The 25,279-nt window shown below is 42.0% G+C and carries 22 protein-coding genes and 1 tRNA gene; 8 read left to right on the forward strand and 15 right to left on the reverse strand.

Annotated features, from left to right (window positions below; all coding sequences use genetic code 11):
• Window positions 1–20 precede the first annotated feature (20 nt).
• From LCH52_05125 to LCH52_05160, 8 genes are all read right to left on the reverse strand, one after another.
• Complete coding sequence (locus tag LCH52_05125) at window positions 21–1,898, reverse strand: [FeFe] hydrogenase, group A (protein ID MCA0387859.1); 1,878 nt, start codon at window positions 1,896–1,898, stop codon at window positions 21–23.
• Window positions 1,895–3,106 (reverse strand): iron hydrogenase, encoded by a 1,212-nt coding sequence (locus LCH52_05130; GenBank protein MCA0387860.1) that lies wholly within the window; start codon window positions 3,104–3,106, stop codon window positions 1,895–1,897. Before LCH52_05130 ends, LCH52_05125 begins: the two co-directional genes overlap by 4 nt.
• Before the next feature lie 13 nt (window positions 3,107–3,119).
• Window positions 3,120–3,593: an NAD(P)H-dependent oxidoreductase subunit E gene (locus LCH52_05135; protein MCA0387861.1), complete on the reverse strand. Its 474-nt coding sequence runs from the start codon at window positions 3,591–3,593 to the stop codon at window positions 3,120–3,122.
• A gap of 11 nt (window positions 3,594–3,604) precedes the next feature.
• The gene (locus LCH52_05140; GenBank protein MCA0387862.1) at window positions 3,605–4,027 is read right to left on the reverse strand and encodes a response regulator; all 423 of its coding nucleotides are present in this window, start codon (window positions 4,025–4,027) and stop codon (window positions 3,605–3,607) included.
• Between the two features lie 115 nt (window positions 4,028–4,142).
• Window positions 4,143–5,639, reverse strand: coding sequence for a response regulator (locus LCH52_05145; GenBank protein ID MCA0387863.1), 1,497 nt, complete (start codon window positions 5,637–5,639; stop codon window positions 4,143–4,145).
• A 15-nt stretch (window positions 5,640–5,654) separates the two neighbouring features.
• Window positions 5,655–6,062, reverse strand: a complete 408-nt coding sequence (locus tag LCH52_05150) for a response regulator (protein MCA0387864.1) — start codon at window positions 6,060–6,062, stop codon at window positions 5,655–5,657.
• A gap of 9 nt (window positions 6,063–6,071) precedes the next feature.
• Complete coding sequence (locus tag LCH52_05155; protein MCA0387865.1) at window positions 6,072–8,057, reverse strand: 4Fe-4S dicluster domain-containing protein; 1,986 nt, start codon at window positions 8,055–8,057, stop codon at window positions 6,072–6,074.
• Between the two features lie 235 nt (window positions 8,058–8,292).
• Window positions 8,293–10,014: an ATP-binding protein gene (locus LCH52_05160; GenBank protein ID MCA0387866.1), complete on the reverse strand. Its 1,722-nt coding sequence runs from the start codon at window positions 10,012–10,014 to the stop codon at window positions 8,293–8,295.
• Between the two features lie 141 nt (window positions 10,015–10,155).
• Between LCH52_05160 and LCH52_05165 the strand changes: the two genes are divergently transcribed.
• Together LCH52_05165 and LCH52_05170 are read left to right on the forward strand one after the other, a co-directional pair.
• Window positions 10,156–10,716, forward strand: coding sequence for an AraC family transcriptional regulator (locus LCH52_05165; protein ID MCA0387867.1), 561 nt, complete (start codon window positions 10,156–10,158; stop codon window positions 10,714–10,716).
• A 92-nt stretch (window positions 10,717–10,808) separates the two neighbouring features.
• Window positions 10,809–13,001 (forward strand): heavy metal translocating P-type ATPase, encoded by a 2,193-nt coding sequence (locus LCH52_05170; GenBank protein ID MCA0387868.1) that lies wholly within the window; start codon window positions 10,809–10,811, stop codon window positions 12,999–13,001.
• On the opposite strand, the gene LCH52_05175 is transcribed toward LCH52_05170, so the two are convergent.
• The 4 genes from LCH52_05175 to LCH52_05190 all read right to left on the reverse strand — a co-directional run bounded on the left by LCH52_05175 (window position 12,985) and on the right by LCH52_05190 (window position 15,819).
• Entirely contained in the window at window positions 12,985–14,391 is a 1,407-nt protein-coding gene (locus tag LCH52_05175; GenBank protein ID MCA0387869.1) for a serine/threonine protein kinase, read from the reverse strand. The two genes, LCH52_05170 and LCH52_05175, sit on opposite strands and share 17 nt — an antisense overlap.
• A gap of 134 nt (window positions 14,392–14,525) precedes the next feature.
• Window positions 14,526–14,598: transfer RNA gene (locus tag LCH52_05180), tRNA-Thr, on the reverse strand.
• A 143-nt stretch (window positions 14,599–14,741) separates the two neighbouring features.
• Entirely contained in the window at window positions 14,742–15,503 is a 762-nt protein-coding gene (locus LCH52_05185) for a tetratricopeptide repeat protein (GenBank protein ID MCA0387870.1), read from the reverse strand.
• A 19-nt stretch (window positions 15,504–15,522) separates the two neighbouring features.
• Window positions 15,523–15,819 (reverse strand): integration host factor subunit beta, encoded by a 297-nt coding sequence (locus LCH52_05190; GenBank protein MCA0387871.1) that lies wholly within the window; start codon window positions 15,817–15,819, stop codon window positions 15,523–15,525.
• A gap of 318 nt (window positions 15,820–16,137) precedes the next feature.
• Between LCH52_05190 and LCH52_05195 the strand changes: the two genes are divergently transcribed.
• Window positions 16,138–16,713 (forward strand): hypothetical protein, encoded by a 576-nt coding sequence (locus LCH52_05195; GenBank protein MCA0387872.1) that lies wholly within the window; start codon window positions 16,138–16,140, stop codon window positions 16,711–16,713.
• Here the strand turns inward: LCH52_05195 and pepF are convergent, their stop codons facing one another.
• Window positions 16,714–18,555 (reverse strand): oligoendopeptidase F, encoded by a 1,842-nt coding sequence (pepF, locus tag LCH52_05200; GenBank protein ID MCA0387873.1) that lies wholly within the window; start codon window positions 18,553–18,555, stop codon window positions 16,714–16,716.
• 190 nt (window positions 18,556–18,745) lie between these two features.
• Here pepF and secD point away from each other — a divergent pair, with 190 nt between their 5' ends.
• On the forward strand, window positions 18,746–20,752 hold the full coding sequence (gene secD / locus LCH52_05205; GenBank protein MCA0387874.1) for a protein translocase subunit SecD: 2,007 nt from the start codon (window positions 18,746–18,748) through the stop codon (window positions 20,750–20,752).
• A 32-nt stretch (window positions 20,753–20,784) separates the two neighbouring features.
• Window positions 20,785–21,927, forward strand: a complete 1,143-nt coding sequence (gene secF / locus LCH52_05210) for a protein translocase subunit SecF (protein ID MCA0387875.1) — start codon at window positions 20,785–20,787, stop codon at window positions 21,925–21,927.
• A 52-nt stretch (window positions 21,928–21,979) separates the two neighbouring features.
• Here secF and LCH52_05215 read toward each other — a convergent pair whose 3' ends face one another.
• Together LCH52_05215 and LCH52_05220 are read right to left on the reverse strand one after the other, a co-directional pair.
• Window positions 21,980–22,630 carry a VTT domain-containing protein gene (locus LCH52_05215; GenBank protein MCA0387876.1) on the reverse strand — a complete coding sequence of 217 codons (651 nt, stop codon included), beginning with the start codon at window positions 22,628–22,630 and terminating at the stop codon, window positions 21,980–21,982.
• Window positions 22,631–22,766: 136 nt separating this feature from the next.
• A complete protein-coding gene (locus LCH52_05220; protein ID MCA0387877.1) occupies window positions 22,767–23,075 on the reverse strand; it encodes a hypothetical protein in 309 nt (102 codons plus the stop codon).
• Between the two features lie 162 nt (window positions 23,076–23,237).
• Between LCH52_05220 and LCH52_05225 the strand changes: the two genes are divergently transcribed.
• The 3 genes from LCH52_05225 (at window position 23,238) to LCH52_05235 (ending at window position 25,192) form a co-directional block, all read left to right on the forward strand.
• On the forward strand, window positions 23,238–23,906 hold the full coding sequence (locus LCH52_05225) for a flavin reductase (GenBank protein MCA0387878.1): 669 nt from the start codon (window positions 23,238–23,240) through the stop codon (window positions 23,904–23,906).
• The gene (locus tag LCH52_05230; protein ID MCA0387879.1) at window positions 23,903–24,151 is read left to right on the forward strand and encodes a TIGR03643 family protein; all 249 of its coding nucleotides are present in this window, start codon (window positions 23,903–23,905) and stop codon (window positions 24,149–24,151) included. Before LCH52_05225 ends, LCH52_05230 begins: the two co-directional genes overlap by 4 nt.
• A 120-nt stretch (window positions 24,152–24,271) precedes the next feature.
• Window positions 24,272–25,192, forward strand: coding sequence for a patatin-like phospholipase family protein (locus LCH52_05235; protein ID MCA0387880.1), 921 nt, complete (start codon window positions 24,272–24,274; stop codon window positions 25,190–25,192).
• The last annotated feature ends 87 nt before the right edge of the window (window positions 25,193–25,279 follow it).

The following is a 25,279-nucleotide window of genomic DNA, read 5'->3' on the forward strand; positions in this document are numbered from 1 at the left end:
CAAAATAATTAATTAATCAGTTAAACGATGAATTTGCCGCGCTTTGTATAGTGAGTATGCAACAATTCATGCGATTTGTGACTGCAGGGACCCTCCGGAATAAACCTGGCATAGAACTCTGCCACATGAGTATTCTCGTGAGATTTCCTTATCGGGAGCTCTTCCTCTTCCTGATAGATTGCCTTGGCTCTTGCCTTACGAATCTTCTCATTGGTAGGTACGGGCATTCCACCACCACCAAGACAGCCACCGGGACATGCCATGATTTCGATGAAATGTACATCGTAAAGTTCTCCGGCTTTCAGCATTTCCATCACCTTCTTGGCATTGGCAGTACCGTGTGCAACGAGGAATTTAAGCTCTACACCTTCAAGGAATGCCCAATCTGGCACACAGCCTTCAAGCACTACAGATGATTGCTTGATGCCTTCAAAGCCTCTGACGGCTTCTATACGAAGCTTGTCAAACGGTACTTCTCTGCCGGTAATGAGTTCGTAGGCGGTACGAAGTGCAGCTTCCATAACTCCACCGGTGGCACCGAAGATGAGTCCCGCTCCCGACCCGATTCCGAACGGATCATCGAATTCAGATTTGGGAAGTGAAGGAACCATCATTCCTGCTTCCTTTATCATCTTCGCCATTTCACGGGCTGTGAGACCATAATCCACATCCTTGTAACCTGATGCATTCATCTCGGGACGGTTGCATTCAAACTTCTTTGCGGAGCATGGCATTAAGGCAACACTTACCACATCTGCAGGATCCACACCGGCTTGCTCGGCATAAAATGTTTTGATGATGGCACCAAACATTTGCTGAGGTGATTTTGCCGAGGAAAGGTGATCGAGATATTCAGGATAGAAATGCTCGATATACTTTACCCAGCCGGGAGAACATGAAGTGAACTGAGGCAGTTTGACATCGGTGTCTCCGTCAACAATGGCTTTTTTAAGTCTGGTGAGGAGCTCTGTTCCCTCTTCCATGATCGTTAAATCGGCTGTAAAGTTGGTATCGAACACCTTGTCGAATCCTACCCGCTTCAATGCTGTATTCAACTGCTTCGTTACCGAAGTGCCGGGTTCCAATCCGAATTCTTCACCGATTGCAGCACGGGGGGAAGGAGCAGTCTGAATAACCACATGTTTTGTCGGATCCTCAATCGCTCTGAATATTTCATCTGATGGATCATTTGCATATAATGCTCCGGTTGGACATCTGTTGATGCACTGCCCGCAGTTTATACAAACAACATCGGCAAGCGGTTTTTCCATAAAAGTGGAAATGTGTGTGTGTGGACCTCTTCCAATAACATCGAGTGTACCCACCTCCTGTAAATCGATACAGGTTCTTACACATCGGCGACAGTTCACACATTTGTCCATATCCCTGACAACGGAAAATGATGATCTGTCGACATCAAACTTGCTGACTGTTTCATGTCCAAAGGTGAAGCTGTCAACGCCCATTTCTTTGGCAAGAGTCTGGAGTTCGCAGTTGCCATTCTTTATACAGGCGTAGCATTCACCCACATGCTCACTGAGAAGCAATTCCATAATGTGTTTTCTTGCTTTTCTGACAGCAATGGTTGATGTTTTAACTTTAAGGGGAGCAGTAATAGGGTATGAACACGATGCCTGCAAAGTCCTCATTCCCTCAACATCCACCAGACACAAACGGCAGTGACCACCGATTCCGAGATCATCATGATTACACAAGGTCGGGATATGAATGTCAGCCATTTGACATGCTTCGAGAATTGTCGTCCCAAATGGAACATTCATCGTCTTGCTGTTTATTTGAACCGTTACGGTGCCACCAATGGTCTCGGTATTTTCCGGTGCCTTCGGAACAAAGGTCTTGTGACTCATCGGAGCACGGGATGTCTTTAAATGTTTCATTGGTAAACTCCTTCTCCTTTGGAATGAAATATCTCGTCTTTGAAGTCTTCCAGAATTGACAAAAACGGGTTGGGACTGCTTTGCCCCAATCCACATTTTGACGCAACTCTCATCGTCTGGCCGAGTTCCTTCAGGTTGTTAATGTGGGCGAATGTATAATCGTTTTTCTCTATCATCTCCACACCTTCCAGGAGTTTCTGGTTGCCCAGTCTGCAGGGAGTACACTGCCCGCATGACTCTTCCACAAAAAATTCCATGAAATTTTTCAATACATGCAACATGTCACGGCTTTCATTAAAGATCATGATTGATCCGCCTGTGGCAACATCTTCGTAGGAAAGTTTTCTGTCAAATTTTGATTTGGGTATGCAAATGCCCGATGCTCCGCCAACCTGCACAGCCTTTGTGTTCTTTGCACCGACTTTTTCAAGCAGCTCATTTATGCTGATTCCCCAGTTGAGTTCGTAAACTCCGGGTTTGTCGCAGTCGCCTGAAACTGAAAAAAGTTTGGAGCCTGAAGATGCCGAAGTACCAAGCTGAGCATACTTTTCACCACCCTGGAGCACGATATGTGGCACAGCAGCGAGAGTCTCTACATTGTTAACAGTCGTGGGAGCACCGCAAAAACCTGTATTTACCGGATATGGAGGGCGGTTTCTCGGTTCACCTCTCTGACCTTCGAGTGACTCAATCAAAGCGGTTTCCTCACCGCAAACATATGCTCCTGCTCCCATCACAATTGCGATATCGAAGTTAAAACCTTCTTTTCCGAGAATATTTTCTCCAAGCAGATTGTTCTCACGCATCTCAGCGAGGCAGTCTTCCAGGAACTGTTTCATGTAGATGTATTCACCTCTAAGATAAATATATCCCTGAACCGCTCCCACAGTGTATCCTCCGATTACCATTCCGTCGAGGATCAGGAAAGGAGAATTCATAAGGAGCACACGGTCTTTGAATGTACCCGGTTCTCCTTCATCAGCATTGCAAACGATGAATTTATCTTCGCCCTTTGCGGCTGCCACAAGCATCCATTTGGTCGAAGTCGGGAATCCGGCTCCGCCTCTTCCCTTTAGTTTGGAGGTTTTAAGCTCAAAAAGAATATCTTCCCGGCTCATTTCGAGGGCTCTTTTTACTCCTGATCCGGCAATGTAATCCGAAAAAAGAAGACTGGAAGTATGTATTGTATTTACTATGTCGTTATGCATTTTATCATCCTCCTCACTTGATCTCTCTTAAAATGGCACATGCTTTTTCAGGATCAAGTTTAGTGTAAACCCTGTCGTTTACAGTCATGGCAGGTCCTTGATCACACATACCAAGGCAATTGGTAAATTCGAGTGTGATTTTCTGGTCTTTACTGGTCTCACCAAACTTCAATCCGAGCTCTCTTTCGATCGCTTTCTCGATGTTGCATTTGCCTGCCATGTCGCAAATAATAGTGCGGCACAACCGTACAATGTTTCTGCCTTTTGGTTTGCAATTGAAAAATGAGTAGAAGGAAACCACGCCAAATACTTCCACGGGATGGATATCCAGCACCCGTGCCACCTCCTGCTGAGCAAAATCGGGGATGTAATTATACCTGTTCTGGATGTAATTGAGGAGTGGCATTAGAGCAGTGCGATGAAATTCATACTGCTTTGCGAAATCCTCAATTTCCTGAGTTAAACTGTTTTTTTCTAATTCTAACATCTCTTTACCTCTTATTTCTTGTTCAAGAGTTTGAGAACTTTATCGATGAGCACATCGGCTGAGACAGGTTTTTCAACGAAATCGTCGACAGGAACCATGTCGCTTTTTCCAAACTCAAATCCGAGTGCTTTGGATACAGATGTGTACATCAAAATGGGGGTTTTTACACCGTCGCGGCGTAACTTCTGGGCAAGGAAAAATCCGTCATCAGGCTCCTGCATCATTACATCAAGTATGATGAGGGATGGAGAATTTTCCTTTACTATTTTAAAACCATCGGTGGGGTTGTTTGCGGTTATCACTTCGAAACCGTTAGCCATCAGAACCAGGGTAGTGGCGTCTATAATATCCGGGTCGTCATCAATTATTGCTATGAGAGACATATCAGTCCTTTGCATTAATTTGTTGCTTTGTTTTGTTCTATATCTTCCCATCGGAATTTACCGACAAGTCACGGGAGACTTCTCCCGATTGGAACTGTCTGCTTGAAAGAGTATTAGTTCCGCAGTTATGATCTGTGCCCGGTGGCACGCCCAACTTTATTGAAATTTATTTGTTTACAACCTTCTCAGGAAGGAAAATCCTGAAGGTGCTCCCTTTTTCGTATTCACTTTCGGTCTCTATTTTACCTGAATAGTAATCGATCGTTTTCTTTACTATGGACAAACCGAGCCCTGTGCCATGAATTGATTTTGTAAATTCGTTCTTCGCCCTGAAGAAATCGGAGAAGAGCCTGTTTTTCTCCTCAGGTTTTAGTCCGATTCCCGTATCTCTTATCTCCAATACTATGTATGCTCCCCTCTTTTGGAGGGAGATGAAGACCTGACCATTTTCCTTGTTATACTTGATCGCATTGCTTGTCAGGTTGGTAATCACTCTTTCAATTTCAAGGCGGTCAGCTTCAATAGTGTAGGAAGTGTCTCCTTTTGAGTATTTAATCGATACATTTTTCTTCTTCGCTTCAAACTCCATCATCTGGATTGTTTCTGTCAGAAGTGAATCCAAATCAATTTTGATAATCTCCCTTTTCACAGTGTTCAACTCGATCCGCGAAATATCGAGCAGATCGTTCACCATGGTTAACAGACTGCGAAGACGGCTTGTACTTCTGTTCAGGAAGTCCTGCCTCTGCTCATCTGTGATTTTCATTTTGGGATTGCTTAGAATGTCAAGGAAGCCGATTGTAGCCGCAACGGGAGCTTTAAGCTCATGCGATACCATCGAGACGAATTGCGATTTAAGGTTTTCTATCTGCTTGAACTGGGTAATGTTCTTTGCCACAACCACAATTCCCGCCGTCTTTTTCTTTTCATTATCGGGAATTGGCGAACAGGAAACTTCGACGAACATTTCAGGCTGGGTGGAGAGTTTCAATTGTACTGACTCACTCACATCTTCAAAAACCTCCCTGTTGATCATCCGTGTGGCGATTTCCCGCACTTCCTCCGGCAATACTTCAAGTATCCGTTCTGCAAGTAAAATTTCATCCAGATCGAGTAACCGCAGAGCGGCAGGATTGTAATAAACCATTTCACCGAACTGGTTCATTACCAGTACACCGTCTGCAAGGAGATTAATTATGGTATTCAGCCTGCTTCTCTCGAATGCAAGCTCTAAAAGGCGGGCTTCACGGTCACGACGCAGTCTTTCGGCTTCAAGTATCAGCCTCCGTTTCTGCATCCCTTTTTCGATATTGTGTATCAGTTCGTCAGGGGTGAAAGGCTTCAAAATGTAACCTTCCGCTCCAAGTTTCGTGGCTTCGACTGCAGTTTCATAACTGGCGTAGGCAGTCGCCATAAAACAGATGGTGTTGGGTCTTGCGAGACGGATTTCGCGCAACACATCAATGCCGCTGACATCAGGCATTTTAAGGTCGAGGAGAGCGATATCGAAATCGCCCCCTGTCCCTTTTTTAATTCCTTCCATGCCATTCTCGGCAGTGTCCACTTCAAATCCTTCGATCTGAAGTATCCTTTTTACGCCGTTACGAAGGTAATCTTCGTCATCAACCAGAAGTATCCTGGCAGGGCTGTCTGAATCTTCCACCCTGTTATCTCCGGATCAACCTGACTGTTTTTCGTAAAAATCGGAGATCCTGCTTAAGATATCTTCGAGAACGACCGGTTTGTTCAGGATGTCATCTGCGTTGATCCACTCCTGCTCCTCCTGAGTCATCGAATCAAATTGCATTCCTGTCTGGTTTGCAACTGCTGTTACGATGTAAACAGGCATTTTTTTACCATGCGGATGCCGCTTGATCTTGTGAGCCAGAATAAAACCTGAATCATACTCTTCCATCATCAAATCGATGACCGCACAGGCAGGTTTGAATGTCAGGAACTTTTCATAACCTTCGTTACTTGTTTCGGCTGTTTCAACTGTAAATCCTTCAGCCTCAAAAAGAAGTCTGTTCTGCTCAAGTATGTCTATATCGTCATCAACCAGTAATATTTTTTTTTCGTAGTCCATTTTATACCTTCATATGTTTAAGTACTGTTTTTTAGGGAGTCGAATATGAAATTCGGTTCCTTTTCCCTCTTCACTCGTAAAGTTGATATCGCCTTTATGCATTTTCATAATACCATAGGCGATCGCCAACCCGAGTCCGGTCCCTTTACCGGCTTCTTTCGTAGTGAAAAAAGGAGTAAACAGTTTGCTGTGATTCTCTTTTTTTATGCCTTCTCCGGTGTCAGCAACAAACAGTTTGATGCTATCACCCAGATCCTCAAATCTGATATTGATCTTTTTTGTTGACGCGTTTCTAAGCGCGTCCGTTGCATTAATCAGAAGATTGGTTAACACCTGCTCTATTTGATCCTTGTCTCCCTGTATTACCATGGCAGCCAAAGGAAGCTCCGCCTTAACTTCAACTCCATCCAGCTTCCCGGTTACCGATAATTTTTTAACAAGATTCTTTATCTCTGCAAATATATCGAAAGTTGAGACATTTAGTTTGCCTTGCCTTGCAAAATTCAAAAGATTGGCAACAATATTTTTACATCTGTTTGCCTCACCCATAATCATTTCGAGGTCACCCGAAATATCAGCTTCTATTTTATGCTTGTCACAAAGTTTCTTCAACAATCCTGCATAAACCATAATAGTCCCCAGTGGATTATTGATCTCGTGAGCAACTCCGGCAGCCAACTGACCGATTGATGCGAGTTTTTCAGCCGAATGAAGTGCGGCTTCGGTCTCGTGAAGATTGTCGTATGCATCCCGTATCTCATCAAGGAGGTGCGGCAGACACATCTCTTTTTCGCTGAGTCCCTTGGCAATTGCAATCGCGAAATCTCTGCAGGTATTATACCCGCATGCACCGCAGTTTAATTCATCCCTCTTCCTGTTTATCCCGAAAGTGGAGAGAATTTCATTTATTTTCTCTTCATCGGGCTCGGGTCTTCTCTGGCTTGTCTTGACAAAATTCCTGCCAAAATCGATATCCCTGCTGTTGAAAATATTGCTTTTCCACACCTTTTTGTCAACCTGCTTCATGTCTTTTTTGATAAATTCTATCACTTTCTCCCGTTTGGAATAGTAGTTCAGATCAATATCAATTGCAGGTCCCGAAATGCAACCTTCACAAAAAAGTATGTCCACGAATCGCGCATTAATATTCTTCGCGGCTATTTCATCGATGATCTCAATTACCTTTTTTCTCCCCTCAACTACAACGATCTCATCATCAAGTACATCGCCGGGAAGGTCAGTTGATTTCAGAAGTCCGCCTGCAAGAGGAAATGCCTTCCCAAGTGCTGCTCTCGGAGGATCGAACGGGATTGTTTCCAAATCGGAAAAAACTATATTTTCCCTTAAAAACATCTGCTTCAGCTCACTGAAGGTCAGTACTGTGTCGATAACATTTTCCACAGGGTCGTCTGTAAATTCATCTTTTTTCGCGACACACGGTCCCACAAAAACAATTTTTGTGTTCTCCCCTTTCTCCTTTTTAAGATACCTGCCGAGGGCTATCATCGGCGAGACTATTCCCGCGAGGTTTGGTACCAGTTCAGGATAGTATTTCTGTATGTAGTTGAAAACTGCAGGGCAGGCGGTGCTTATCACCGGCTTCACTTCTGCGTTCATAACTGCATCAATATAGTCGCTTCCCACGAGATCGGCACCAAATGCTGTCTCAACAACTGTGTCAAATCCAAGTCGCTTCAGGGCTGCGGGAATTTTTTCGTAGTCATTGGGGAAGGATGCAGCGAAAGACGGAGCTACAATGGCAATCCGTTCAGACTGGATATCTGAAAGCACTTCACTGTATGTGTCTTCGATGTTGCTGATGATGCATTTGGCGTGCTGAGAGCATACCACTACACAGTTGCCACAGGTAATGCAACGATCCTGTATTATAAGAGCCTGTCCGTTTACTACCCTGATCGCTTTCGCCGGACACTCCCTAATACACGAATAACACCTTTTACATCTGTCAGGTACGGTAAATATTACACCGGACATTTTTGAACTTCCGCAATAATCTCTTTTTAGCATGCATAATTGATGCCAAACTTAATGAGTCAAATTTGATGCTTAAAGCAGGAATCTGTTATTGAGCGAAAATTCAATTTCTCACAAACGATAAAATTTTGTCTTAATTTTTGGAAACGGGTTGAAAAGCGATTTACAATATTAAATCGATTTTGTGAAATGGCGTGGATATTATCTGGCCGGGAAAAGATTTGCTGCTCGACTTCTAAATCACCTCCACCACTTCCGAACAACTGCTTCCCGTAAAAATAATCACCCAAAATTTGAGATTGGTGATTTCCTTTATTTCAGGCAGTTGCTTGTATCTTTCCACCTGTTTTATTGCGGCAGATTTCACATCTTCAAGGGTTGAAGCATCACTTTTTTTAATGTACTTTATTTCAAAAAGGTGCTGAAATGCAGGGCTGTAATTCTGTGAATTCAAAAACATAAGGTCAGGATAGTTAAGGTTCACTTCCTGTTCACTTTTAATTTTGAATGATTTTGTAAGTGAAATATATACGATAAACAACAGTTTTACATATTTCTCATCAAAATTCATAAAATCACGATTCGACAGATTCTGTAAAATGGACTCAACAATTCCGGCCACAGGTCGAACATCGTTTGAATTACCCATCGCCCTTACTGCATTTTTGAGGTCTTCAATATCGGGTTCTATCTGATTTTTTTCAGTCATTTCATTTGCGAAAAAATCCCAAAACACTTCTTTTACCACATAGTTTGGAATCTCAAACAACAAATCGAAATCTTTTTGCCCCTTTATCGTCAATAACCCGTTATAAAAGAGCATGGTAATAAAATCCTGTACTGTGAATTTTCGCTCAAATGTGAAGATTTGAGTGAGATTGGAAGGATAGGAACCTGTCTTTAAAATAGTATCAATCACTTCAACATTTACTTCGTAATTCTCAAGATTCACGATCTTTTTGATCTTCGAGAAATCTGTCAGGATATTACTGTCCACCATTTCGCGGGGATATTTCAGCGTAACGGGATTTATTTCCGAGAAAAATCTAAGCAACATCGTCGGATTATAAAGTCTGGTAGTTGATTCAGGAGAGAATAAACTGCCATTGTACCATGCGGCAACATCTTGAAGAATCTTTTCAGCAGCCTTTGCTTGAATACCGGGCAGAAGATCATAAATCATCTTTTCGACTTCCCCGGTCGTAAATCCTGTCATTTCATTAAATTGGGGATGCAATGAAATATTTGTACCAATATTAAAACCACTGGTCATCGAGTCGAGCGTTACTGGCGTAACCCCTGTTGCAAAAAATCTTTCGATTATCCCTTTGCCTGTAAAATATTTTATTGTCTCGTAAAATTTTCTAACAAATCCGTTTTTTGAAACAATGTCCGAAAATGTATCAAAATGGAAAGAGAGGATTTCGTTCGTAAAATGATCGTACTCATCTATTAAGATCATGATTTTATTTTCAAGTATTGAGCTGACCTTTGATAGATAAAATTCCAAAGTTGATGCAGGAAATCTTTGTTGCGATATTTCTTCGAACTCTGACCTGTCGAGTAAATTATATGATTCGTTAAAAAGAAGTAAACCCATCCTGATTTTATTGTTAAAACTCTCCATGATATCATCAAGGTTGGAAGTATTTATTCCTGTGAAATCGAATCTTAATACATAATAATTGTTTTTATTCGGAGTGGTGTGCTCCTTTTGTCCAATATATAATTCAGAGAACAGTGAATCAAAATCATCTTTGAACTGAAGTCCATAATAATATTCGAGCATTGAAATTGTAAGAGACTTTCCAAAAAGACGAGGACGGAGAAAAAAGAGATATTTATTGCTCTCCTCCATTTTACGGATAAACTGAGTTCTGTCAACATAATAGCAGTCGGATTGAATCAGTGTTCTGAAATCAGCTATTCCGTAGGGCAGTCTTTTTCGCTTGTTCATTTTGGTACCAAAACTTGTAAAATCTTTGATTTAAATATAAGAATCCTGTTTTATCATTTCTTTCTTTGTTTTCACCAATATTATTCAGATATTTTGATTCAGCTTTCCGTTTTTGACAATCACAATTTCAGTGAATCTGGTATGAACACTTACACAATAAAAAACATGGTCTGCCGTCGATGTATTACCGCGGTAGAATCAATTTTTCACGAAACGGGAGTTAATCCCACTCTGGTAAGACTTGGGGAAGTGGTGACAGAAAAACCTCTAACTGACGACCAAACCAAGCTGTTGCGCGAAAAACTTAACGAAGCGGGTTTTGAACTGCTTGATGACATAAGAAAACAGCAGATCGAAAGAATAAAAACTTTGATTATTGACCATGTCCACCACAGAAATGAAGAAAAATTTAATTATACCGATGTGTTATCGAAAGAATTGCACCGCGAATATTCGAGTCTCAGCAAGCTCTTCTCGGAAACCGAAGGCATCACAATAGAGCAATTTGTGATCCTGCAGAAGATTGAAAAGGTGAAGGAACTCCTCGTTTACGATGAACTGAGCCTTGGCGAGATTGCTGACAAACTGGGTTACAGCAGTGTCGCCCATCTTTCGGGACAATTCAAAAAAATCACGGGATTTACTCCGACACAGTTTAAGGCACAAGGAATCGGCTCCAGAAAACATCTGGATCATCTTTAAATCCGTTTAAGTGTAAATCATTTCCATCCAAATGTAACGAATCACCATGCTGACAATCGTAATTTTGCTTTGTAACTAAAAGGAATTTGAAAATGACGAAGCAAACTTATCCGGTCTTAAACATGACATGTGCTTCATGTGCCGCCAGAGTGCAAAAGACCATAGAAAAGCAACCCGGTGTCGCCTCAGCGATGGTAAATTATGCCAACTCCACTCTTGTTGCAGAATTTGATCCAAAGCTTGTGACTCCAGAACAACTAAAAACTGCCGTTCAAAAATACGGGTACGACCTTGTACTGGACAGCGACAATTCAGACCTGGATGACATCAACAAAAAGAAATCGGATGAATTAAAGAACACAACAATCGGTGCCGTAATTCTCTCCCTCCCCGTTGTGATAATCGGAATGTTTTTTATGCATATGCCGTATGCAAATTACATTTCCTGGGTGCTCTCAACTCCGGTAGTCCTTTGGTTCGGACGAAGATTTTTCACAGGTGCATGGAAACAGTTGAAAAATAAAACCGCAAATATGGATACCCTGGTCGCACTAAGCACGGGTGTAGCTTATATATTTTCGGCTTTTAACACACTCTTTCCGGAATATCTAAGTGAGAAAGGTGTCCACCCGCATGTCTATTTTGAAGCGGCTTCAGTCGTAATTGCCTTCATTCTGCTCGGTAAAATGCTCGAAGACAGGGCAAAAGGTAGCACATCATCCGCCCTTAAAAAACTTATAGGACTTCAGCCAAATACCGTTACAGTAATGTTCGATGGAATAACCAAAGTGGTTCCCATTTCAAATGTTATGGTTGGTGATACAATCGTCGTAAAGCCCGGTGAAAAAGTGGCTGTTGACGGTACCGTTACTTCAGGGAAATCATTCGTAGATGAAAGCATGATCAGCGGAGAGCCAATCCCCGTTGAAAAGTCTGAAGGTTCAAAAGTTTTTGCGGGTACTATAAACCAAAAAGGAAGCTTTATCTTCTCAGCGGAGAAGGTCGGAAGTGATACACTTCTTGCTCACATAATAAAAATGGTTCAGGATGCACAGGGCAGCCGGGCACCTGTACAACAACTTGTGGATAAAATTGCATCTGTTTTCGTACCGATAGTCATTGTCATTGCAATTCTAAGCCTCTTTGCATGGGTGATCATCGGAGGAGAATCTGAGATTACACACGGATTGATAGCAATGGTTACAGTACTTGTGATTGCCTGCCCGTGTGCTCTCGGTCTGGCAACCCCAACAGCAATTATGGTTGGTATTGGTAAAGGTGCGGAGAATGGAATCTTGATCAAAGATGCAGAAAGTCTCGAAACAGCTAAAAAAGTGAATGCCATCGTTTTCGACAAAACGGGTACCATCACGGAGGGGAAACCGGCTGTTCACTCAATTCTTTTCACGGATGAAGCGAAACAATCAAAAGACATCCTCGCAGCGATAGAAAGCAGATCAGAACACCCGCTCGCAGATGCAGTTGTCAACTTTATTGGGAAAACTTCACCTATCGAAGTGAAAAATTTCAAAAGCCTGACAGGACTTGGTGTGCGGGCGGAAGTGGAAAATGAGGTTTATTTTGTCGGCAACAAAAGGTTGATGGAAAATGAAAAGATCAGCATTTCCGAAAATATAGACGCAAAATATGAGAAATGGATTCTGGAGGGGATGACCGTGATATTTTTTGCGAGCAGGAGTGAAGTTCTTGGAATTGTTGCAATCACCGACAAAATAAAACCTGAATCTGTAACTGCCATAAAAGCACTTAAGGAGTCGGGAATTGAAGTTTACATGCTTACAGGTGACAACCGTGCAACCGCCGCTGAGGTTGCAAAAAAAGCAGGAATTGATCACTTTGAAGCTGAAGTGCTGCCTTCTGACAAGATTGAGTTTATTAAGTCACTGCAGAGGGAAGGAAAAACAGTAGGTATGGCCGGTGACGGGATTAACGACAGCGGTGCTCTCGCTCAGGCAGATTTAAGCATTGCCATGGGAACAGGAAGCGATATTGCCATGGATGTCGCGAAGATGACCATTGTTTCGTCAGATTTATCAAAAATTTTGAAGGCTATAAGACTTTCAAATGCCACGGTGAATACAATCCGTCAAAATCTTTTTTGGGCATTTATCTATAATGTCATCGGAATTCCGATAGCGGCGGGATTGCTTTACCCGATAAACGGTTTTCTCCTCGATCCAATGATTGCAGGAGCAGCAATGGCAATGAGCAGTGTGAGCGTCGTAAGTAACAGTCTAAGACTAAAACTTAAATCTGTTTCCTAAATGCCCATACATCACGAAGGATCATCGAGAGCCGTTGTAATACCTCCTTTTTTGAATTTCGAAAGAGTTGAATATTTATCCCTTTTCGCTGCATTATTATACTTCTTTTGCTCGAATGATAATATAAATTAACAATTTCGGAATATTTATTGGCACCTTCGCCGGAGAGTGTTTTATTGTAAACTTTAATCTCATTCTTTGTCAGGATAATGTCACCGTTTTGGAAAATCAGCGAAAAGTAAAGCCAAATAAAATTTGCGGCGATTCCGCCTATGATCAACATCGGAGATATCAGATCCGTATCCCGACCTCCGGTTGAAATAAATTCATATAATCCACTTGCAAAAAAAACTGCGAATAACACGCCAACAAGCAGAAAGGAAATCCTCATTCCCTTGTATCCATCAGCGCGGTTTTTTATCTCAATATCGCCGTTGTCTTTTCGACTCACAAAAAAGTTTTGATTCATTCTTTGGAGCATTGTCAAATCACGGTATGCTCTCTCGAAGACATCAGCCTGACCTGTTTTCTGTCCCGTATTCGAAGGTATCCCTGACACACTTTTTGTACCCTCGAGCACTGCCACAAAATCGGCAACTGATGCAATCCTTTTACCATGGTCTCTTTCGATTGCCATGAAAATTGCTGATACAATTCTTTCATCTATGTGCGGATAGAACGAACGAGGGTCGGGAACGGGTTCATTCAAGACCCTTTGCATCACATGGTAGGAACTTGTACTGGTGTTTATTTCCAAGGGGAGACGCCCCGAGAGCATTTCGTAGAGGGTCATCCCGAGACTGTAAATGTCAGATCTTTGGTCCACCCTCTCCCCTTTTATCTGTTCAGGACTCGCATATTGAAGTGTTCCAATAACTGTTCCCGATTGAGTGAGGGTCTGCCCTGTTTCATCCCTCGCGATACCAAAATCGAGGATTTTTATCCTGCCTGAAGAGGTAATTATGATGTTACTTGGTTTAATGTCCCTGTGAACCACCCCCAGAGAATGGGCGTAGCCAATACCATCTAGCACCTGTTTAAAAATTGGATATGCTCTGTCAAACGGAATGGGACCAGTCTCCTTCCCGATCATTTGGGAAAGGGTTCTTCCCTCGACATACTCCATTACGATGAAAACATTTTGGGTGGTCGGGTCTTTGAGGATGTCGTGGAATTTTACAATATTGGGATGGTCAAGTTTCGAGTGGGTTTTTGCTTCTCTGATAAACCGTTCACGGGCATCAGAATTCTGTGAGAGAGAATCGGAAAGCTTTTTTATGGCAAAGTGCTGACCGAGAGTGAGGTGTCGTGCTTTATAAACCACAGCCATTCCACCCGCACCGATGGTGGATTCAATTTCGTATTGCCCAAAAAGAATCGTGTTAACCATAAACTCAATCCGATTTAAATTTTATTTAATCAGTACATCCGGCAAAACTTCCCTGATACTACACCCAAAAATACTCAAAAGCCAGCATTACTGCATTATTGGATTATTGCATTACTGCATTTTAAAATACACGGAGCCACCTGCCGGATTCGAACCGGCGACCTAATCATTACGAATGATTTGCTCTACCAGCTGAGCTAAGGTGGCTTCTTATAACAAGATTGAAAAGAGGACTATCTTACTCTTTTTTTATGTCTGTTTTTTCTCAATCTTTTTTTGCGCTTGTGCGTAGACATTTTATGTCTTTTGCGTTTTTTTCCACAGGGCATCTAAATCTCCGTTAGATTAGGTTATTTGTTTTTTTCAAGAATACTTTGAGCCTGCTTTGCAGGGTTTGAATTAGGGTCAAGTTCTATGGTTTTGGTGAGCCATTTTGTGGCTTCATCTTTATTGTTGTTCGAGAGGCTGACCACACCCATATTAAGATGTGCAATCTGATGCTTTGGATCAATTGTCAAAGCTTTTTTAAAACTTTCCTCTGCCTGCTTGAGATCCTGCATGTTGAAATAGCAGACTCCAAGATCAACAATTACATCGGGAATGTTTGGCTTTTTCTCCAAATATTTTTTGTAAAGAGGCACTGCCTTTTCAAACATACCCGAATCAAAATATGTGTGCGCAAGGTTAAGCATCACATCAAGATTGTCAGGTGATTCGGCAAGTTGTTTCTCCAGATTCATAATCTGAGGGTCGAGTGCAGGATTTTTCCCGATCGGATTTGCGGGCTGGTCATGTCCTTCACCGGGCGGATGATTGTGACCTGCATGGGGATCTACAGCTTTTGGCGATTCAAAAATTCCCGAACCGATAAGGATGAACATACCTGCCACAAGCAGAATTCCAAGAACGATGCCTGCAGTTTTAGTCTCGGATGACGAAGTACCCTTTCCGGCATTCTTCCCTTTGGAAGCACCCTGTTCCCTGAGATTCTTCTGAGCCATCTTTTTCTTTTCCGGATTCAGCAATGCGCCACAATCGTTACAGTAGGTGGCTGAACCTGAATTAACCGTTCCGCAGACGGGACATTTTATTTGATCTTTGTTTTCTGCCATTTGCAATCTTAATTAGTTCTTATTTACTCTCTTTTTTCAATCCGTTGTCAACCTGATTTTTAAAGTCCTTCGAGAACTTAAATACAGGGATAAAATGCTCGGGGACAAAAACCTTGTCGCCATTTTTAGGATTTCGTGCGTATCTGGCCGCTTTTTTCTTCACTTTGAAGGTACCAAAGCCTCTTATTTCAATTCCTTTACCTGCGCTCAAGGCTTCTATCACACTCTTAAAAAAACCCTCGACAACAGCTTCGGTCTCAAGTTTGGTCAGCCCTGTACCTTCTGCTACAATATCTACCAGATCGGCTTTAGTCATTATTCAGTTCTCCGGATATAAAATTTTTCAAATCGAACCTCCAATTTATAACCATTTTAAGAAAAATGCAAACTTTACCGAAACTTAACACCAATTGATCTGATATTTTTATTTACCCGTCCAAAGGTCTGCGTTTGAAAATGAATTTTTTATTACATTTAGTATCAACTTTGAATTTATTTTGATGTCCAAATCAAATGACAGTACAGTTGAGTCCTTCGATTAGCGGGAGGTTAAAAAAATCTCCCCGGGATTTGACAAATTTTTCCGATTTTAATTGTTGAATTTGCAGATTGTAGAAAGCGTAAAAGCGTACAGATGGATACCGGCATAATTCCTTTAGTAAAACAAGTTGTAATTATCTTTACGATAGTGATAACTGTTTTTATTCTCCTGTCGTTTGGTTATGCCAAACTGAAAGCCCTTATCACAGGGAAAAAGCCTCCCAAAACGGGTCCCGAACTATACGCCGCACAGCTTGCAATGCAAAAAAACCCCAATCAGCCACAAGTAAAAAAAGCACGGATCCCTTCAAAAGAAAAAGAAGCTCCAAAACAAAAAGAGGAGCAACTGCCGGTAGAAAATGTTGAGAGGTTAAAAGCTCCAAATCCCCCGTTGAGAAGAAATGATGAAGCCCGGCGCTCACGAGCCCAGAGCCGCGTTAACATGAATATTGTGCAGCAGAGCATCCCAAAAAGAAATGTGTTTCAGGTTGTAAACAATCAGCAGGCAAATTTCCGCGGGATCAGCACAGGTACCATTTCATATACCCCGACGGAAAAACCATCCACTACTCAGGCTACGATGAGAAACCAGTCCCTCTTCACGACTGCCGGACAGAATCCGCAGACGCAGAGAACTCCTCCCGGCAAAGTAAATATCAACTTTAAATAATTAAAGCAGAGTCTCCATCTCGTCAATAATGCTGTTCATCCTGCTGATTATTGCAGTTACAGCATCCGGTTTTCTCATATCCACTCCCGCATCACTTAAAATATCTATTGAGTATTTCGATTTTCCGGATCTCAGAAAATTCAGATAACGGTCAACTGCAGGCTGCCCCTCTTTCTTCACCAGACTTACGAGAGCTTCCGAAGCTGCCATTCCTGTGGCATACTGGTAAACATAAAAATTGTAGTAGAAATGAGGGATTCGCGCCCAGGTATATTCTTCTTCCTCATCCACTTCCATCGCATCACCCCAATATTTGCCGTAGAGCGATTTGTATAATTCCTTAAGCTCTGTAGCCGTGAGTGCCTCACCATTCTCAACTCTTGCATAAGCAATCTTCTCAAATTCGGCAAACATTGTCTGTCTGTAGAAAGTGGCTGTAACACTGTTCAGGAATTTTTCCATCAACGAAAGTTTTTCAGATTTGCTCTCACTTGTCTTGATCAGATGCTCAAGAAGCAGGGATTCATTGAAGGTACTCGCCACTTCAGCGAGGAATATCGAGTAGTCTGCATAGACCGGTGGCTGTGTTTCACCCGTAAACCATGAATGCATATTGTGCCCCATCTCGTGCGCAAGTGTGAACACATCATTTAGATTGCCTGTAAAATTCATCAATACATACGGGTGGGTACCATAAGTGCAGCCTGATGAATAAGCTCCAGATCTCTTTCCGGCTGTCTCAAAAACATCAATCCAACGGTTGTCGAATGCCCTGTTGATTGCCTCAAGATACTCGCTTCCCATTATTTGAAGTGAATCAACCACGAGCTTTCGGGCTTCCTCCCAACTGTATTTTTTCACTTCATTCGAGTCAAAAATAGTTACATATGAATCGTAAGGGTGAATTTTATCCTGCTTTAGCATCCGTCTCTTTATTTCAGCCCACCTGTGCATGGGTGCCAGATTTTCACTGACTGTCTCAATCAGATTCTCATAAACCGATACAGGAATGTTGTTGGTGTGAAGTGCGGCATCGAGTGAGCTTCCAAAATTCCTTGCCCGGGCATTGAAAATCTTCCCTTTCAGATTATTGTTGAAAATAACTGAAAAGGTGTTCGCATAATCCTTAAAAGGAGAATAAAATGCTTTGTAAGCCCGTTCCCTGTAAGCTGAATCCTTGGAGTAGAGTGCAGCATAAAAACGACCGTGTGACATCTCCAGCTCTTCACCCGACTCTCCGGTCACTTTTGGGAATTTCAAATCAGCATCCGAAAATATCGAGAAAATCTCGTAAGCCCCACCTGTTACGCTTGAAGAGAGAGCAAGCAGCATTTCCTCTTTTTCTGAAAGTGTGTGCGCCTGTTTTCTCCTTAAGTCGTCAAAAAAGTGTTCATAACCTTCAAGTCCAAATCTGGCAATTGCTTCTTCAATCACTGAATCAGGCGTAACATTCAGTTCCGGCAGGATGAATGATGCCTTCGAACCGGCAATCGTGTAGAGGTTTCTGATTCTGTCATTCAGCCCCTGATATTTATTCACCCGCAGGTCGCTGTCCTTTTTCAGCATTACGAAAAGATGGAGTTTCTCTACTGTCATGGAAACGAGTTCGTCAAATTTTATGCACTCAGCCAGAGCTGCCGCATCTTTTGATATTGTTCCTTTGAACCTGTCATACCCGTCGATCATCGACTGAATTTTCGCAAATTCCGCTTCCCATTCCTCATCATTTTGATATATGTGCGACACATCCCACTTGTAATTCTCGTCTATCCCGTCTCTTTCAGGGAGTGATCCCCCCTCGGTCGCCAAAAATATCCTCTCAAATCTTTCGTCAAATTTCATCTTTTTTCATCCGGTTTTGTTGGTCGCAAATTTATTTTTATCAAATTTTAACACAAAATTAACAATTCTGATCTTTTTTTTTAATTATATGAGTAGTGCACTCGCAAATTAGTTGATTTTTTAAGGAGTTAAAGGTAAATTGCTTGTCTGAATTTTTTTTCATATTAAATAGTCGAGTTAAGTTAAATTTATGGAAAAGTACCTATACAGGATTCTGATCACTGTTGCGTTAGTAGCTCTGTCGATATATTTCTTATATCCCACATACCAGGACTACCTTAAAACTGCAGAGATAAAAGAAAAAGTTTCCGCTCACGAGAAATTTTTGAACAAGACCTACCCGGGGATGAAGAAGGAGACTCTTTCCGGTCTTCTTAAGAACTTTGAAGACAGTCTCAAGACTGTTGATGAAGATTACGCCAAAGTTAGAGCCAAAAGAGTTAAGCTCGGTCTCGATCTTCAGGGTGGAATGCGCGTCGTTCTTGAAGTGAACACCGCGCAGCTTCTGCAAAAGCTCGCCCAGGACCCCGATCCGGTATTTGTGAAGCTCCTTGATGAAGCTTCCAAAGAAGCCAACGCAAATGATGAATCTGTCGTTAATGTAATGGTCAGGAAACTGCAGGAGAAAAACATCCGCTTAAGCAGATATTTCGGCAATATCGATCAGGATGATGCCAAAATTTCAGCACAGCTTAAAGATCAGGCAACTGATGCGGTTACAAGAGCCGAACAGATCTTGAGAAACCGTATCGACCAGTATGGTGTTTCAGAGCCCGTCATTCAAAAACAGGGTCAGAACCGTATTGTTGTAGAGCTTCCCGGTATCTCCAATGAAGAGGAAGCAAGACAGCTTATTCAGAGTACCGCACTCCTCGAATTCAAAATGGTCAGAGAACCCCAGTATGCCTTTAACCTGATTACCAGAATTAACAATTCTCTCGCAGGCGGCAAGGTTGAAGAAGAAAAGACTGATAAAGTTGATTCCACTAAAAAAACCGATACCACCGCTGTTGCAAAAACTGATAAAAAGGCTGAGACCAAAACTGATTCGACTGCTGTTGCAAAAGTTGACTCCGGCAAAAAAACAGATACAAACATTGCTGCCAAAACTGACACAGGGAAAAAATCTCCTGAACAGCTCGCCAAAGAGAATCCAATTTTTGCTCTCATTTCACCAAGTGAACAAACTGGTGAAATTTATGTTCCCGCTTCAAACAAGGAAAAATTGCAGAGACTGCTGAATTCGCAGATAGCCCAGGCAATTATGGGCGAAAATGACGAATTCGTCTTTTCAAACCATACCTTCCTTTCTGACAAGGGAGAAAAAATTTACACCCTCTTCTGTGTGAACAAAAAACCTGAACTTACAGGTGGAGTTATTACAGAAGCTGTGGGCACTCCCGATCCGGGAGGCGCTGCCGGTGCTGTTGTTTCCATGACAATGAACTCAGAGGGTTCTGTTGAGTGGGCTCGCATCACAGGTGCAAATGTTGATAAAAGATGTGCTATAGTGCTCGATGGTGTCGTTTACTCAGCACCTGTTATCAAGAACAAAATTACCGGTGGCAGAAGCCAGATTGACGGTATGAAAGATCTTAACGAAGCAAAGCTTCTTGCAAACATCCTTAATGCAGGTGCTTTCGCTGCTCCTGTTGACATTATTGAAGAAAGAACAGTAGGACCATCACTCGGTGAGGATTCAATTTCTGCCGGTTTGCAGTCCGTTCTTTTTGGTTTCGCTCTCGTGGCACTTTTCATGATTGTATATTACAAAGGTGCAGGTGGAATTGCTTCTTTTGCGCTCGTCTTTGTGATTCTCCTTATCATCGGTACACTTGCTGCTTTCGGAGCTACGCTTACCCTCCCCGGTATCGCAGGTATCGTGCTGACGATTGGTATGGCTGTGGATTCAAATGTACTGATTTATGAAAGAATTCGAGAAGAGATGGCTCTGGGTAAAACCATGAAAGCCGCTGTTGAAGGCGGATTCGCCAAAGCAGGTGCTGCCATTTGGGATTCAAACATAACTACTCTCATTACCAGTATAATCCTCTACCAGTTCGGTACAGGTCCTGTACAGGGTTTCGCACTGACTCTTATGATTGGTATTCTTACTTCTCTGTTTGGTGCCCTCGTTATTGCGAAGGTTATTTTCGAATATTTCACCGACAAGGGTCACCCTGTTTCGATCGGTTAATCTTAAAAGGTTTTTAAGGAGCTAAATAAATAATGCGAATTTTTCATAATCTAAATGTTGATTTTATGGGCAAGAGGAAATATTTCTATATCCTCTCGACCACAATTTTTGTCCTCGGTTTAATCAGTATTTTTGCCAGAGGATTGCAATTTGGTATCGACTTTAAAGGTGGTACTGAAGTAGTGCTTGAGTTCGAAAAGGTTATCGATATCACCAAAGTTAGAGATTATCTTGAGAATTCAGGTTTGGGAAACATCGAAGTTAAAACCTTCGGCGCAGAAACAGGTGCCCTGATCAGAACTGAAGTCCAGGATATTCCTGCTTCGATCAAACCTAAATTGCTTGGCGTCATTGAAGGGAATTTAACCAAAGCTTATCCGGGGATTAAAATTGATAAGATTTTTGACTCGGTTAAAAGCTCGGTTACCTACAAATTTGCCGGTCCGGACACTGCAACAAAAGTAAGCCAGTTACTTTTCGAACAGGGTTTCCAGGCTTCACGAGTCTCTTTTGAAGCAGGCAACTCTGAAGTTATTGTAAGAGTCGGTGTCTCTGATGTTATCAAAGAGAACCTTAAGGAAAAACTAACAGGTAACAACTTTAAAGTTCTTAGAGAAGACAGAATCGGACCGAAAGTTGGAAACGAGTTGAAAAGAGATGCAATTATAGCAGTGGTACTTTCATTGCTCGGTATCCTCATCTATCTCGCTTTCAGATTCAAATTCCTCTTTGCTTCAACTGCGGTCGTTGCACTTTTTCATGATGTGTTGCTCTCGATTGGTCTCTTCTCTCTCTTTTACGGGGTAATTCCCGGACTTAATCTCGAGATTGACCTTACCATTGTTGCAGCATTCCTGACACTCATTGGTTACTCAATTAATGATACCGTAATTGTATTCGACAGAGTGAGAGAGACGATGAAAATACATAAAGGTGGTAACCTCGAAGTTTTGATGAATGAAGCTGTGAATAAAACCATGAGCAGAACCATCCTTACCGGTGGAACGACCCTTATGGGCGTTGTGATTCTTCTTCTGGTGGGTGGTGAAGTGCTAAGAGCATTTGCATTCACTCTTTTCTTCGGTATTATCGTCGGTACTTATTCTTCGATTTTTGTGGCAAGTGCCCTTGCTCTCGACTATTCAAAGAAATATAAAGTAAAGATTGACTTCTAAGATAAGGAAGTAATTTACCATTGTAAGGCTGTCTCGAGAGGGGCAGCCTTTTTTATTTTAAATGTTTTTTGCGGATTAACCAGTTGTGGAGAGCTTTGTAACCCATCGGTATCACCGATGCAAAAGCAACTATGAAAAGCGTAAGGGTAAGATTTTTCTGAACGAATGGAATATGTCCGAAGAAGTAACCCGCCCCGACATACAGCAGAATGTAAATCGCAGCCGAAAGAAGACTGGAAAGAATGAATGTTGAAAACTTCATTTTAACGATTCCGGCAACGAACGGTGCAAAAGTTCTTACCATCGGAAAATAGCGGGCGAGGAACATGGTTGTTTTGCCATGCTTCTTGAAAAATCCTTCTGTGGCGATCAGATATGAGGGTCGAATGAACCTGTTATCCATTTTATATGCTCTGTCACCGAGTCGTCTGCCTATTCCATAATTGAAGATATCTCCAATAAACACTGCCATTGTAAAAAGCAGATAAAGAGCATAGGGGTTCAACTGTCCGGCTGCTGCTATTGTGCCGGCTGCGAAAAGAATGGTAACACCGGGCAAAAGTGGTGTAAGAACAAAATTCGTCTCCAGCAGAATTAAAACGAAAAGAAAAAGGTATGTTATGTTGCCGTATTCGGAGATTATTACACTGAGATAGCCATCCAGGTGGTTTACTATCTCCCACACATGTCCAAGAAATTCCATTAATTAACTTTCTACAGGTCATTGAGCACCGGTATATCCCTGTCGAGATATCATACTCTAAAATCGATTTAAACTAACTGCCAAATTTACGAACTTTAAGCTGTTAGAAAAGATAAATTTTTAGAGCCTTACTCTTTCAGATCCTGCTCTTCATTCTCTCCTCATAGGCGGAATCCCATTCTTCTTTTTTCAGATCGTACCGGTCGGCAATCATATCATTTGGATAGAAGAAATTCCCGACTACAATTCCTGTAACTGCATCATGCAGTTCTATATTTAGATGACCTTCACTTGTATAATGAATGTCGTCAAATTCTCCCCTGCCGGTAATTCCGGTGAAAAGATAAAAATCATGTGCCATTTTACCATTTGGAAGAAATATTGTTCTGACCACAACAGCGTGATCGTTTCCCCTCGAGTGCAACTCTACTTTGTCCTTTAACATGGCGACCTCCGGACACTTTTGGATTTCACTTTGGTTTACTGTGATACAAAGTCAGCAGAAATTCACAGTTGAAAGCTAAACTCTTTTTTGAATTTTCCTATACACCTGGTAAAAAAATATTTCAGCTTCCATATTGAATTTATTTCGGTGATGAAAGGTTAAATGAGTATAAAATCTGCAACAACCCGGTTTATCAAAATGAAATTCAACAAAGAATCGATAGCCATTCTTGAAAAACAATATCGTACCAACCTGATTAATTCAGTAACAGGCTTCAAAAGTGCAAATCTCATTGGCACCGTCGACGCGCAGGGGAACAATAATCTCTCCATTTTCAGCTCTGTGGTGCATCTAGGCGCTAATCCTCCCCTGATCGGACTTGTTATGCGACCTGTAACTGTCGTTCGAGATTCCTTTGACAATATTATCTCGACAGGATTTTACACGGTTAACCATGTATCTAAGGAATTCTATAAGGCTGCTCATCAGACTTCTGCGAGATATCCAAAGGGAGTTTCCGAATTTGAAGCTGTTGGTCTTACTCCATGGTTCTCAGAAATATTACCCGCACCTTATGTTGCAGAATCCCCGGTCAAATTAGGGGTAAAATATCTTGAAATGCATGAAATCAAAGCGAATAACACAATTTTTATCGTTGGCGAAATCGTCGAAGCGATTATTCCGGATAACCTGATTCTTCCAGACGGATTTATCGATCTGGAAAAAGAAGGTGCTGTAGCAATATCGGGACTTGACAGTTACCACACTACTTCCCGTCTCGCACGCCTTGCTTATGCCAAACCCGGTAAGGCTCCAGGGGAGATTCAATGAAAACTGAAGAAATATCACACCCCGAGATCTCCAGAATAATTGAAATGGCATGGGAAGACAGAACCCCATTTGAAGCTATCGAAAAACAATTCGGGTTGAAAGAGAACGATGTCAGAGCCATTATGAGACGCGAAATGAAACCATCAAGTTTCAGGATGTGGCGCGAAAGGGTAAATGGAAGGAAGACAAAACACCTTAAGTTACGATCAGAAAGCGTCAGGCGATTTAAAAGCCACAATCAGTAGAATCTGTATCATTATTGATTCTGGTTTTATCCCCATGTAAAGGTTTTTAACATGTTTTGAATATATTTGTCCCGGTAATTTGTTCAGTTCCCGACACTTTGTTCAAACAGGAATCCTTCGATGAAATTTCTAAATCCCTTTAGAAAAAAGACAATCGGACTTGCTCTCGGAAGTGGTGCTGCAAGAGGAATCGCACATATCGGTGTACTCAAAGCTCTCCGGGAGAAGAATATAAAACTTGACTATATTTCGGGTTGCAGTATGGGGGCACTTATCGGTGGTGCCTACGCTGCCGGAATGTCCGTCAAGCAACTGGAAGATATCGCTACTCAAAACGACTGGAAACTGATGGCGAAAATGTTTTTCCCCTCCTTTTCCCGTTCCTCTCTTGTTAAGTCAAAATTCCTTGAGGAATTTATTCTCTCCATCTTTGGAGATAAAAACTTCAACGATCTTAAAATTCCTTTTTCTGCTGTAGCCACGGACATAAATACCGGTGAACCTGTTATCCTCGATTCCGGTGACCTGAAGTCCGCAATAAGGGCAAGTGTTTCAATCCCTGTGATGTTTGTTCCGGCAAGCATAAACGGCAGAAGACTGGCGGATGGCGCCCTCGTTAACCCGGTTCCTGTTGACATCCTGAAGAACAAAAAAATCGACAAAATTATCGCCGTAAGTATCACCGGCACTTCGCCTGTGATAGCCCCGTCAGAGCAGATCCAACATCCTGTGTTACTCGATCCTCGCGTCGCCTCTCTTTCCATAAATGAGAAGATCCAGGAATTGCTCAAAAAACCTTTCGAGATGCTTGGCAAAAAAAGCGAGGAGAAAGAGCCCGATCCAACCATGTGGAATGTAATGGCTCAGTCCTTCTTCATCGTCCAGGATCAAATCAGCCGCCTGAACATGCAGGTTGCAAAACCCGATATCCTCATCACCCCCGACACCCGTGACTTTTCCCTTCTTGACTTCACAAAAGTGAAAGAGCTCATCGAGATTGGCTATATCTCCGCAATGCAAAAACTTGATGAGGGCAGATAAAAATCTTAAAATTCAGAATAAATTTTTTAACATATAAATTGAATATTTTTTCATATTTTAAATATATACATTTATTTTTATCCACAG

The organism is Bacteroidota bacterium (genome assembly GCA_020161395.1).
GTDB lineage: Bacteria > Bacteroidota > Ignavibacteria > Ignavibacteriales > Ignavibacteriaceae > UTCHB3.

Excerpts from the sequence above, each read along its gene's own strand:
- LCH52_05155 (MCA0387865.1), bottom strand. The coding sequence starts at position 8,057 with ATGTCCGGTGTAATATTTACCGTACCTGACAGATGTAAAAGGTGTTAT.
- LCH52_05190 (MCA0387871.1), bottom strand. The coding sequence starts at position 15,819 with ATGACTAAAGCCGATCTGGTAGATATTGTAGCAGAAGGTACAGGGCTG.
- secF (MCA0387875.1), top strand. The coding sequence starts at position 20,785 with ATGCGAATTTTTCATAATCTAAATGTTGATTTTATGGGCAAGAGGAAA.
- LCH52_05130 (MCA0387860.1), bottom strand. The coding sequence starts at position 3,106 with ATGCATAACGACATAGTAAATACAATACATACTTCCAGTCTTCTTTTT.
- pepF (MCA0387873.1), bottom strand. The coding sequence starts at position 18,555 with ATGAAATTTGACGAAAGATTTGAGAGGATATTTTTGGCGACCGAGGGG.
- LCH52_05150 (MCA0387864.1), bottom strand. The coding sequence starts at position 6,062 with ATGGACTACGAAAAAAAAATATTACTGGTTGATGACGATATAGACATA.
- LCH52_05215 (MCA0387876.1), bottom strand. The coding sequence starts at position 22,630 with ATGGAATTTCTTGGACATGTGTGGGAGATAGTAAACCACCTGGATGGC.
- LCH52_05225 (MCA0387878.1), top strand. The coding sequence starts at position 23,238 with ATGAGTATAAAATCTGCAACAACCCGGTTTATCAAAATGAAATTCAAC.
- LCH52_05125 (MCA0387859.1), bottom strand. The coding sequence starts at position 1,898 with ATGAAACATTTAAAGACATCCCGTGCTCCGATGAGTCACAAGACCTTT.
- LCH52_05165 (MCA0387867.1), top strand. The coding sequence starts at position 10,156 with ATGAACACTTACACAATAAAAAACATGGTCTGCCGTCGATGTATTACC.
- LCH52_05185 (MCA0387870.1), bottom strand. The coding sequence starts at position 15,503 with ATGGCAGAAAACAAAGATCAAATAAAATGTCCCGTCTGCGGAACGGTT.
- LCH52_05220 (MCA0387877.1), bottom strand. The coding sequence starts at position 23,075 with ATGTTAAAGGACAAAGTAGAGTTGCACTCGAGGGGAAACGATCACGCT.
- LCH52_05230 (MCA0387879.1), top strand. The coding sequence starts at position 23,903 with ATGAAAACTGAAGAAATATCACACCCCGAGATCTCCAGAATAATTGAA.
- LCH52_05195 (MCA0387872.1), top strand. The coding sequence starts at position 16,138 with ATGGATACCGGCATAATTCCTTTAGTAAAACAAGTTGTAATTATCTTT.
- LCH52_05160 (MCA0387866.1), bottom strand. The coding sequence starts at position 10,014 with ATGAACAAGCGAAAAAGACTGCCCTACGGAATAGCTGATTTCAGAACA.
- LCH52_05175 (MCA0387869.1), bottom strand. The coding sequence starts at position 14,391 with ATGGTTAACACGATTCTTTTTGGGCAATACGAAATTGAATCCACCATC.
- LCH52_05135 (MCA0387861.1), bottom strand. The coding sequence starts at position 3,593 with ATGTTAGAATTAGAAAAAAACAGTTTAACTCAGGAAATTGAGGATTTC.
- LCH52_05235 (MCA0387880.1), top strand. The coding sequence starts at position 24,272 with ATGAAATTTCTAAATCCCTTTAGAAAAAAGACAATCGGACTTGCTCTC.
- LCH52_05170 (MCA0387868.1), top strand. The coding sequence starts at position 10,809 with ATGACGAAGCAAACTTATCCGGTCTTAAACATGACATGTGCTTCATGT.
- secD (MCA0387874.1), top strand. The coding sequence starts at position 18,746 with ATGGAAAAGTACCTATACAGGATTCTGATCACTGTTGCGTTAGTAGCT.
- LCH52_05140 (MCA0387862.1), bottom strand. The coding sequence starts at position 4,027 with ATGGGAAGATATAGAACAAAACAAAGCAACAAATTAATGCAAAGGACT.